Source organism: Streptomyces inhibens, from assembly GCF_003389455.1.
Classification (GTDB): Bacteria; Actinomycetota; Actinomycetes; order Streptomycetales; family Streptomycetaceae; genus Streptomyces; species Streptomyces inhibens.
The window spans coordinates 54,713-65,244 of record NZ_QUAC01000027.1; the positions used below are offsets into that span (position 1 = coordinate 54,713).

At 71.9% G+C, this 10,532-nt stretch carries 10 protein-coding genes and 1 pseudogene; 4 read left to right on the top strand and 7 right to left on the bottom strand.

Features of this window, described 5'->3' with window-relative positions:
* Positions 1 to 148: 148 nt before the first annotated feature.
* From DY245_RS04440 to DY245_RS04450, 3 genes are all read right to left on the bottom strand, one after another.
* Positions 149 to 1,147: a transglycosylase family protein gene (locus DY245_RS04440; protein WP_244942822.1), complete on the bottom strand. Its 999-nt coding sequence runs from the start codon at positions 1,145 to 1,147 to the stop codon at positions 149 to 151.
* A gap of 310 nt (positions 1,148 to 1,457) precedes the next feature.
* The gene (locus DY245_RS04445) at positions 1,458 to 2,798 is read right to left on the bottom strand and encodes a cytochrome P450 family protein (RefSeq protein WP_128503688.1); all 1,341 of its coding nucleotides are present in this window, start codon (positions 2,796 to 2,798) and stop codon (positions 1,458 to 1,460) included.
* 72 nt (positions 2,799 to 2,870) lie between these two features.
* Positions 2,871 to 3,746: a LysR family transcriptional regulator gene (locus DY245_RS04450; protein ID WP_128503690.1), complete on the bottom strand. Its 876-nt coding sequence runs from the start codon at positions 3,744 to 3,746 to the stop codon at positions 2,871 to 2,873.
* Positions 3,747 to 3,888: 142 nt separating this feature from the next.
* Here DY245_RS04450 and DY245_RS04455 point away from each other — a divergent pair, with 142 nt between their 5' ends.
* Positions 3,889 to 5,157 carry an MFS transporter gene (locus DY245_RS04455; protein WP_128503692.1) on the top strand — a complete coding sequence of 423 codons (1,269 nt, stop codon included), beginning with the start codon at positions 3,889 to 3,891 and terminating at the stop codon, positions 5,155 to 5,157.
* Positions 5,158 to 5,258: 101 nt separating this feature from the next.
* On the opposite strand, the gene DY245_RS44110 is transcribed toward DY245_RS04455, so the two are convergent.
* From DY245_RS44110 to DY245_RS04465, 3 genes are all read right to left on the bottom strand, one after another.
* Positions 5,259 to 5,411, bottom strand: coding sequence for a hypothetical protein (locus DY245_RS44110; protein WP_181923518.1), 153 nt, complete (start codon positions 5,409 to 5,411; stop codon positions 5,259 to 5,261).
* 239 nt (positions 5,412 to 5,650) lie between these two features.
* Positions 5,651 to 6,664, bottom strand: a complete 1,014-nt coding sequence (locus DY245_RS04460) for a nucleoside triphosphate pyrophosphohydrolase (RefSeq protein ID WP_128503694.1) — start codon at positions 6,662 to 6,664, stop codon at positions 5,651 to 5,653.
* Between the two features lie 87 nt (positions 6,665 to 6,751).
* Positions 6,752 to 7,390: a SurA N-terminal domain-containing protein gene (locus DY245_RS04465; protein WP_128503696.1), complete on the bottom strand. Its 639-nt coding sequence runs from the start codon at positions 7,388 to 7,390 to the stop codon at positions 6,752 to 6,754.
* A gap of 270 nt (positions 7,391 to 7,660) precedes the next feature.
* On the opposite strand from DY245_RS04465, the gene DY245_RS04470 reads away from it, so the two are divergent.
* The 3 genes from DY245_RS04470 to DY245_RS04480 all read left to right on the top strand — a co-directional run bounded on the left by DY245_RS04470 (position 7,661) and on the right by DY245_RS04480 (position 9,739).
* Positions 7,661 to 7,999: a polysaccharide deacetylase family protein gene (locus DY245_RS04470; protein ID WP_128503698.1), complete on the top strand. Its 339-nt coding sequence runs from the start codon at positions 7,661 to 7,663 to the stop codon at positions 7,997 to 7,999.
* Positions 8,000 to 8,061: 62 nt separating this feature from the next.
* On the top strand, positions 8,062 to 8,721 hold the full coding sequence (locus DY245_RS04475; protein ID WP_128503700.1) for a CatB-related O-acetyltransferase: 660 nt from the start codon (positions 8,062 to 8,064) through the stop codon (positions 8,719 to 8,721).
* Positions 8,722 to 8,914: 193 nt separating this feature from the next.
* Positions 8,915 to 9,739: a S1 family peptidase gene (locus DY245_RS04480; protein ID WP_128503702.1), complete on the top strand. Its 825-nt coding sequence runs from the start codon at positions 8,915 to 8,917 to the stop codon at positions 9,737 to 9,739.
* A gap of 56 nt (positions 9,740 to 9,795) precedes the next feature.
* Here the strand turns inward: DY245_RS04480 and DY245_RS04485 are convergent.
* A pseudogene (locus DY245_RS04485) lies at positions 9,796 to 10,532 on the bottom strand (serine/threonine protein kinase); the annotation flags it as partial.

Consider the following 10,532-nt stretch of genomic DNA (forward strand, 5'->3'; position numbering starts at 1 on the left):
ACCATCTGAACCAAGTTGACCGTTTTCGATCACAGGTTGGTCACATATTCGCAGGTGAAGCCCGTTATGACGGCAATGAGCAGACTGGGGGCGCGACGGGCAACGAGAGCCTTGTCTCACTTTCACGAAATAGGACGAAGGCGGCGAACTAGCCTTCCTTGTGCCCGAGATCGAGCAGCTGACCCGGCTTGATCAGGTCCGCGTCGGAGCCGACGACGCCCTCGTTGCGCTCGTACAGCGCGGGCCATCCGCCGGGCAGCCGATGGGCCTGGGCGATGGCTGACAGGCTGTCACCCGGGCGCACGGTGTAGTCGCCGTCGGCCGCCGGGCCCGTACGGTGCGCGTCATCGCCCCGCGAGGCGTGCCGGCCGCCGGACGACCGGTCGCCGTCGCCCTCGTCGCCCGCATCGCCGCGGTGCTTGCCCTTCGCGGGCGTTTCATCCGGTATGCCGGCATTGTCGGTACGTCCGCCGCCGTCGGCCGGGTCGGCGGAGTGCGAGGCGTCGCCGTCCTCCTCGCCGGGCTTCGTGGAGCCGGACGGCTCCGGGGTGCGGTCCGCGCCCTGGGTCGCGTCGCCGGAGCCGGCCGAATCCGAGTCGTCGGGCGCGGACGGCGAGGGCGTCGTGCCGGACGGCTCGTCGGTCTGTCCGTCGGCCTGGCCATCGGCCTGTCCGTCCGTCTGCCCGCCGGTCCGCCCGTCGTGCGACCCGGAGGAGTCCGAGCCGTCGGGCTCGTCGGACGCATCGGGCCGGTCCCAGGGATCCGAGGAGCCTTCGGCATCCGACGGGTCGGGCTGCGGGGTGGCGGTGCTGCCCGGGTTGACCTTCGGCGCGCGGCCGTCCTTGGTCAGTCCGGCGTTGACGGCGCAGCTCGGCCAGACGTCCGGGCCACGGTCGTCGAGGATCGACTCGGCGACCGCGATCTGCTGGGCGCGGCTGGCGAGGTCGGGGCGCGAGGCATAGGCCGAGCCGCCGTAGTTGTCCCACATCTCCTGGGTCAGCTGCAGCCCGCCGTAGTAGCCGTTGCCCGAGGCCGAGCTCCACACGCCGGCGCTCTCGCACTGGGCGACCTTGTCCCAGGTCGCGGTGTCGGCGGCGTGGGCACCGCTCGCGCCGAGCAGTGGCAGGGCGATACCGGCCCCGGTCACTCCCGCCGTGACAAAGATGGCCGGTGCCTGACGGGGGCGACGGTGTCGGCCGTTCCCGGAACGCATACGGATGCCTTTCGCGCAGCGGTTGAGTTGTCGACGATCCGTTCGAAGCGCTGTCCGGCCGGCCGATACGGCCGAGGCACACCAATAATCCGGTTCGCCCCGTCATCACATCGCCCGATCGGGTGAAGCCTGTCGATCGTCGGTCGAAAGGTAGCCGGGGTCACGGGTAGTCACAAGTCGGTGTAGCGCAGATCACGTAAAGGTCACGCGGGTGACGCTGCGTCACATATGACTGCGTCCCAGGTCAGGGCCGCTCGGGCGTGAACTCCACGGGCAGGGACCGCAGTCCGCGCATGATGAGCCCGCCGCGCCAGCGCAAATCGTCAGGTTCCGCGGCAAGTCGGATGTCCGGGAGCCGGGTCAGCAGCGTGGCGAGGGCGGTCTGTCCTTCGAGCCGGGCGAGCGGTGCGCCCAGGCAGTAGTGGATGCCGTGCCCGTATCCCAGATGCTGGTTGTCACGCCGGGTCAGATCGAGAACATCCGGCTCGGCAAAGCGCGCCGGGTCGCGGTCCGCGGCGGCCAGCACCACCAGGACCGGATCGCCCTCGGCGATCGTCTGCCCGCCGAGCGTCAGCTCCTTGGTCGCGAACCGCCAGGTCGCCAGCTCCACCGGCCCGTCGTAGCGGAGCAGTTCCTCGATGCCGGTGGTCAGCAGCTCGGTGTCGCCCGCCGCGATCGACTTCTGCAGCAGCTCGCGCTGGGCGGGGTGGCGCAGCAGCGCATAGATGCCGTTGCCGATGAGGTTGACGGTGGTCTCGAAGCCGGCGAAGAGCAGGATGAACGCCATCGCGGCGGCCTCGTTCTCGGTGAGGTGCTCGCCGTGGTCGGAGGCCCGGATCAGGCCGGAGATCAGATCCTCGTCCGCCTCGGCGGTCTCCCCCAGGGACTCCCGCTTACGGTGGATCAGCTCCGCGAGGTAGCCGCGCATCTTCTTCACGGAACGGGCGACTCCGCCGCGCGGTCCTCCGCCGTGGCGGATCATCATGCCTGCCCAGTCGCGGAAGTCGTCCTGGTCCTCGCGCGGGACGCCGAGCAGATCGCAGATCGCGTAGATGGGCAGCGGAAACGCGAACTCATGGATCAGATCGGCCGCACCGCACTCCGCGCCGCCCTGTTTGGCGATCATGTCGTCGATGAGCCGGTCGGTCAGCTCCTGGACGCGCGGGGCGAAGGCCGCGACCCGGCGCGGGGTGAACGCCTTGGAGACCAGCCGGCGCAGCCGGGTGTGGTCCGGGGGGTCGATGTTGAGCAGATGCGTCATCAGGTTGGCGCTGCGCTCGCCCGGGATGCCGACCTTGCCCTTGCCGTGCGCGGCCTCGCTGTGGTGCACCGGATTCTTGGAGAGCCGGGCGTCGGCGAGCGCCTGCCGCGCCTCGGTATAGCGGGTCACCAGCCAGGCCTCGACGCCGCTGGGCAGCGCGGTCCGGTGCACCGGCGCATGCTCGCGCAGCCATGCGTACGCCGGGTACGGGTCGGAGGCGAACTCCCAGGTGAACAGCTCGGGGGCGGCCTCGGCCGCGGGGCAGCCGGCGGGGGCGGCCGCGCGGGTGGCGTCGTCGGGGAGGGCGTGGGGCTTGTCGTGCACCTTCCGACCGTAACCGGTGGGCGCACGCCGGCGCTCGGACGGACCACCCGGGCCCCACGGCGCACCCGGCCACTACCCCGGATCCACCCCCAGCCCGGCCAGGAACGCCAGCGCCGCCGGCGAGGGGCCGAGCGCGCTCCACACCACCCGCTCGGTACGCTCCGGCGCCGGCCGTACCCGCACGATGTGCAGCCCGGACAGCTCGGAGGCGATCGCCTCGGGGACCATGCCGACGCCCAGGCCTGCGCGTACCAGCTTCGCCAGGAACTCCACGGTGGTCACCTCGAACGCCACCTCCGAGGTCAGCCCCGCCGCACGGAACGCCTCGTCCCGCTGCCGGCGGGCCGCGGAACCCGCCGTGAAGTCGACAAAGGTCTCCCGCGCCATGCGCGACAGCGTGGTCCACTCCCGCCCGGCCAGCGGATGCCCCGGCGGCACCACCGCGACCAGCTCGCCGCGCGCCAGCTCCTTCTCCCGTACGCCGACCGTGCGGGCGTCGGGCACCAGCCCGACGAAGGCGATATCCAGCACGCCCTGTCGCACCTTCTCGATGAGCGGATCGCTCATCTCCATCTGCAGACTGATCCGCACCTGCGGACAGCGGGTACGGAAGGCGCCCAGTTCACGGGCGAGATCGACGGCCGCGACGGTGGAGATCGCGCCCACCGCGAGCCGGCCGCGCACCTCGCCGGTCGCCGCCGCCACCTCCGCCCGGGCCCGTTCGGCCGCCTGGAGCGCCTGCCGGGCGACCGGCACGAACGCCTCGCCGGCGGCGGTCAGCCGGACACTGCGGCTGGTCCGGTCGAAGAGCCGGGCACCGAGCTCCTTCTCCAGCCGGGCGATCTGATGGCTGAGCGCGGACTGCACGACATGACACCGCTCGGCGGCCCGGGTGAACCCACCGGTCTCGGCCACCGCGACGACATAGCGCATCTGCTGGAGCTCCATATCCGTCGATGCTAGCGACCATCGATCTCGAAATGCGATGGATGCGATGACAACGATGTGTTGGACTCATCGATGGTGCCGGGCCCAGGCTGGGACGTGCCCGCCGCCACGGTGGCCGCGGGCGACACGGGGAGGTCAACTCATGGCACGCGCACACCGATCGGAGCCGGGAAGGCTGGGGCGCGGCACGCTGCTGCTGATGTCCGTCGCCACCGGCCTCTCGGTCGCCGGCAACTACTTCGCCCAGCCCCTGCTGGACGTCATAGGCCACGATCTGCACCTGTCCGCGTCCACCGCCGCGCTGGTCGTCACCGTCGCCCAGGTCGGCTACGGGCTCGGCCTGCTGCTGCTCGTACCGCTCGGCGACCTGCTGGAGCGCCGTCGGCTGGCCGTCACCCTGACACTGGCCACCGCCGCCTTCCTCACCGTCACCGCGAGCGCGCCGAACGCCGCCCTCCTGCTGACCGGCACCGCGCTGACCGGCCTGACCTCGGTCGCCGCCCAGGTCGTCGTGCCGTTCGCGGCGACCCTCGCGGCCCCCGCCGAACGCGGCCGGACCGTCGGCACCCTCATGACCGGCCTGCTGCTGGGCATCCTGCTGGCCCGGACCGCCGCCGGACTGCTCGCGGAACTCGGCGGCTGGCGCACCGTCTACTGGGTCAACGCGGCGCTGATGCTGCTGGTGGCCGTGCTGCTGCGGCTTAGGCTGCCCGCCCTGCGCACCACGGCCGGGCTGCGCTATCCGGCGCTGCTGCGCTCCACGCTGGCCCTGTTCGCCCAGGAGCCGGTGCTGCGCCGGCGGGCGGCACTGGGCGCGCTGTCCTTCGCGGGCTTCAGCGTGCTGTGGACGGCGCTGGCCTTCTTGATGTCCGGCCCGGCCTACGGCTGGCAGGAGTCGGCCATCGGCCTGCTGGGACTGGTGGGCGCGGCCGGTTCACTGGCCGCTTCGGTGGCCGGACGGCTGGCGGACCGCGGCCTGGCACACCAGGCCGCCGGCGCCGCGGCGTTCCTGCTGCTCGGCTCCTGGGGCCTGCTGGCGGCCGGCGGCGGGGGCGGGGCCTGGTCGCTGGCCGCGCTGCTGGCCGGCGTGGTCGTACTGGACCTGGCCGCACAGGCGGTCCACGTCAGCAACCAGAACCTGGTCTACGCGATCCGCCCCGAGGCCCGTAACCGGCTCAACTCCGCCTATATGACCAGCTACTTCGTGGGCGGGGCGGCCGGCTCGGCGCTCACGTCGGTGGTGTGGGGCGCGGCGGGGTGGGGCGGCGTATGCGTCGTGGGCGCCGGGCTCGCGGCGGCGGGGGCGGGGCTTTGGGTCATCGACCGGCTGCGCCCTCCGTCCGCGGCCGACGCGCGGACGGCGGAGCAGCCTGTGACGGCCCCCGCGCCGGCTCCCTCCCTCACACCATGACGGTGCCGGCGTCGGTCTCCGGACCCTCGCAAAGTGCCCGCCGGGCGCCTGGGTGGCCCATGTCGGCGGCCTTGCGGTACCAGCCCTGGGCCTGTGTCCGCTCACCCTTCGCCTTGCGCAGCCCGGCGAAGGGTGAAGGCTCCGTAGGCATCGTCGGTTCCGTAGCCCTTGAGGTACCAGGTACGGGCTTCGTCCGGGCGGCCCTGCTCTTCGAGGAGTACGCCGAGGTTGGCGGCGTCCAGCGCGCTCGCCACAACGCCGTGACCTCGGTCGGGGCGGCAGCGGTACCGGAGAACAACTCACCCGTCGTCCGGGCGAGCGCGGTGACCTGGCTGTGGTCGTACTGTCCGCGGAACAGTTTCGTGACGCGCAGCCGTAAGTCCGCCCACGCCTCCGTGCCCACAGCCTGGACCACGGCCGCCGCCCCCGACGCCGCCAGCCCCGCCAACTCCCGTTCCACCCACGCCCCTCGACAAGCCCTCCCCCAGGCTACTTACACCGCACCGCCCTCGGCAGCCACCACCGCATCCCGATAGGCCCGCGCCGCCGCCCGCAACGCCGCCTCCGGGTCGACGCCCTCCTCCTCGGCCCGTACGGCCATCGCCAGCAGCTCGTACCCGACCCCCTGGCCCGTCGGCAGCGCGACATCGAGGCCGGCCGTCCGCACCCGCGACGCCAGCTTCGCCGCCAGCGCCAGCCCGGGCTGGGCCAGCGGAATGCCCTCGGTCACCGACTCCCGCTGCTTCTCCACGGCCTTCGTCCGCATCCAGTGCGCCTTGACGTCCTCCGGGGTCGCCGCGTCCTCCTCGCCGAAGACATGGGGATGGCGGTGGATCAGCTTCTCGACGATTCCGCCCGCGACATCGTCGAGGGAGAACGGCTCGTCGGGGTCGTCCTGGGCGATCCGGGCGTGGAAGACGACCTGGAGGAGCACATCGCCCAGCTCCTCGCGCAGTGCCTCGCGGTCGCCCTCCTCGATGGCCTCGACGAGCTCGTACGCCTCCTCGATGCCGTACTTGGCGAGGTCGCGGTGCGTACGGATGCTGCTCCAGGGGCATTCGGCGCGGATCTGGTCCATGACCTGGACGAGGTCGAGCAGCCGGGCGCCGGGCAGGTCGTAGGAGCCGGGCAGCAGCTCCAGGTCGGGCATGGTCTCGCGGCCGGAGCCGGCCAGCCGGGCCAGGCCGTCGGTCAGCGCGCTCTCGCCCTCCGCGGAGGTCAGGACGACGGCCGTACGGGCCTCGGGCACGCAGTAGTCGACCAGCTCGCGGGCGGAGGGGGCGGCGGTCTCCACCTCGATGCCGGCCTCTCGCAGATACGGCAGCTGCGGATGGTCGGGGTCGGCGCACAGCACCCGCTGGGCCGTGCGCAGGGTCTGCCATGCGGGCCAGGACAGCAGTCCGGGGGCGACCCGATGGCTGGTGGTGAGCAGGACCAGGCGTCCGGTGCCGGTGCCCTCGGGGCGGGCGGCGGCGCCGGCGTCGGCAGCAGAGGCGTCAGCGTTCACGCATCGAACGTAACGCACCGCACTGACAACACCCGGCGCCGGTCGGCCGACGGGCCCCGGCACCGCCTCCCGCCGGACGGCGTCCGCTCAGACCTGCTGCTTCACATGCTCCGTGATGATCCACGGGTCCTTGGTCTCACCGAGGATGACCTGCTGGTCGTCCCACTTGCCGAAGCGCGGATTGACGTCGATGCCCATGGACCGGGAGGTCTTGGCCAGCGCCTGGACGAGCTTCTGCTGGCCCTGCGGCTTACCGCGGTCGGCGCCGAGGTGCTTGGCGAGGCCGTCGAGCAGCAGCTGGTTGCGGACCATGGCGTCGACCTCGTCGGGGGCCACGCCCTGCTGGAGCCACATCGCCTTCAGCCGCTCGGCGCCGCCGGCCTGCTTCTCGGCCCGGGCCCGCCACTTCTGGATGTCGCCGCGGGTGACCGTCACCCCGGCGTCCTTCGCGCCGCGCGCCAGCACCTCGTCGAAGATCATGCCGTTGAGGGTGGCCAGGCTCAGCCGGCCGGTGTTCATGATCAGCTGGCCGCCCTGCGGGGACTTGGCCTGCGCCGCACGTACGTCCTTCACCTTCGCCTGCAACTGCGCGACGGTGATCCGCTTCCCGTCCACGATGGCCGCGGCACCGGGGTGGGCGTCGCCACTACAGGCGGCGAGCAGCGGGGTCGCGGCCAGCAGGGCGGCGGTGGCGGATACGGAGAGCGCTGTCCTACGGCGGAACACTTGGCCTCCCGGCAGATCGTGCGACGGAGTCTCGACCTTGAGCTGTCGATGCTATGGAGTCGGCGTGGCCCAGGCCACTGCTTCGGCCAACGATCTGCGCCGAGGACGGTTTCTCCCTGCTCGGACGGGGCCGGCGCCCGCCCGAGGGCGCCATCCGTTCCGCAACCACCCCGCTCCGGCACAAGTCCTTTTGCCGCAAGCCCCTTTGACGCAAGCCCGTGAGCCGAAAACCGCAGGAGACCGCACCCTCGGCCGACCTAGGCTGGTCCGGTGATCAAGGACCATCCCTTCGCCGACGGGCACCATCTCACCTGGGAGCTCACCGGCTTCGGCACTGACGACCGGATCGAGGTGTCCGCCTCGCTGACCCGGGAGCAGTTCATCCGGGTCAGGCACCTCTTCCCCCTCGGCGCCGACGCATGGATGCTGGCCGGCGAATACCCGGTCCCGCCAGGCATCTGGGGACCACTGCGGGAAATCCTCGGGATCACCGCCTTCCGCGAGGGCATCGACTACTTCCTCGGCGCTCGCCAGGACCTCCCCGACGGCCGGCTCCGGCGCCCGGCACCCGGTGCCGACCCGTTGCCCGGCCCGATACCGCCGTCCTGACGCCCACGCCCTGAATCGCAGGAAACCCCAGCATCCGCCATATGTGAGGAGACCGATTCACCATGCCGCCCGTTCCCGCTGATCCGACCGCGGTGCACCCCATGCCCGAGCAGCCGCGCCTGGTGCTGCTGAAACCGCTGGTCACGTCGCCGCTGATCGAGGTCGGGGAGTACTCCTACTACGACGACCCGGACGATCCGACGGCATTCGAGACGCGCAATGTGCTGTATCACTACGGGCCGGAAAAGCTGGTCATCGGCAAGTTCTGTGCCCTGGGCGAAGGCGTGCGGTTCATCATGAACGGCGCCAACCACCGGATGGACGGCCCCTCGACCTTTCCCTTCCCCATCATGGGAGGTTCGTGGGCCGAGCATTTCGACCTGATCACCGGGCTGCCCGGAAGAGGCGACACCGTGGTCGGCAACGATGTCTGGTTCGGCTACCGGGCCATGGTGATGCCCGGCGTCCGTATCGGCCACGGGGCGGTCATCGCCTCCGGTTCCGTCGTCGTGGACGATGTCCCCGACTACGGCATCGTCGGCGGCAATCCGGCCAGACTGATCCGCCGCCGCTACAGCGACGAGGACATCGCCCGCCTCCTGGCCCTCGCCTGGTGGGACTGGCCGGCCGAGCACATCACGGAGCACATCCGCACGATCATGTCCGGCAGCATCGACGACCTGGCGGCCGCGGCTCCGAGGAGGCAGCAAGGCGACCGTTGACGTGCGTGGTCGGCTGATCGGGACACTCGACGGCTTCCGGGATGCGGTTGCCGGTCCGTGCGGACTGCCGGAGTGGTTCCGGCCGAGGGGCGGGGGTTGTCCCTACTGTGCATGGGCCCGCTGTCCGGATGGATCGGTGAATTTTGAACGCGCAGGCTGAACGCGTCCGGATTTCCGAGGGAAGGGACACTGTGTGTTCAGCTTGAAGTTGGTGCGCCGCCGTGCGGCGCGTGCCACCGCCGTCGTCGCTCTCGCCGCAGCGGCGTGCGCCACCACGATGACCGGCAGCGCCGGAGCGATCGTCAACGGGACGGATTCCACGGAGCGTTACCCGTTCATGGCGTCGATCCCGATGACGGTCCCGGGCGTGCTGGACGACGGCGTCTGCGGGGCGTCACTGATCGATCCGCAGTGGGTGCTGACGGCGGCCCACTGCGTGGCGGAGAAGCAGGTCAAGCTGGACGGCATCGTCCGTATCGGCAGCGAGCAGCGGCAGTCCGGGGGCACCGTCCGGGCCATCGAGCGGACGGTGGTCCACCCGGGCTATGTGAATGGCGAAGGGGAAGTCGCCAACCGGGACGACGTCGCGCTGGTCCGCCTTGACCGCCCGGTCGCCGAGAAGCCCATCCGTATCGCGGCGCGGCCCGGGCGGCCCGGCACCCCGACCCGGCTCCTGGGCTTCGGCACCGTCGTCAACATCACCAAGCTCTCCGATGCGGTGTTCGCGGACCGGCTGCAGGAACTCGAAGCCCGCAGGGGGGCCGACGCCGAGTGTGCCCCCGGCTACGCGGGCAGGACCCGGCTGTGCACGATCAGCCGCGTGCCGGACGCCATGGCGTGCTTCGGGGACTCCGGCGGACCGCAGATCCAGCGGGGCAAGGGCGGGCGGTGGGAGCTCGTCGGAACCACATCGGGTCCCGGCGCCCCGGGCCTGGCCTGCTCGGACGGGCCGGGTCTCTACAGCAATGTGCCCGCCTACGCGGACTGGATCCGGAGGACCATCGGCAGGAACGCCTGATCTCCTTCGGGGGTGGGGGCGGGTTCGGACCCGGCGACGGGGCGGGCGCCCCCGCCTCACCCCTGCATCTGCCCCAGCCAGTACAGCGTGCGGCGTAGTTCTTCCGGGAAGGCGTGGTGGGGGCCGTGGAGGCGTTCGGCGTCGTACAGGAGGCGGGAGAGCGTTTCCTGGGCGGCGCCGCGTTCGCCCTGGGCCAGCAGCAGGTGGCCTATGGAACGGCGGATCTCCAGGGGGCGGGCGGGGTCGTCGGCGTAGTGCTCGAAGTACGGGAGCAGGGCGCGGTACTCCTCCAGGGCCTGGGCGACCTCGCCGAGTTGTTCGAGGCACTGGGCGGCCTCGTAGTGGAACTGGAGGGCCTGGCGGGTCGCGCCCGCGCCGGATTCCTTGGCGAACTCCTCGGCCAGCAGCCGGAGTTCGGGCAGTGCGCGGCGGTACTGGCCGTCGTCCATGAGGGTGGCGGCGTACTGCTTGCGCAGGGTGCGGACGACCGGGGAGTGGGCGCCGTGCCGCTCGGCGGCGGCCGGCAGGATGCCGCCGAGGATGTCCACGGCGCGGGTGATCCGGCCCTGGTCGAGCAGGCTCTTGACCTCGTCGACGGCGGCCGCGACGTCCGGGCCGGTGGACGATCCGGACGAGGTGCGGGGGTCGGGGGCGGAGGTCCGGGCACCGGGGCGGGAGGTACGGGCCGCGGGGACGGCGGAGGTGCGGGGGTCGGTGGCCGGGCGGCCGGTCCCGGTGGCCGCGGGGGCAGCCCCCGGGCCGAGGGCAGCCCCCAGGCCGAGGGCAGCCCCCG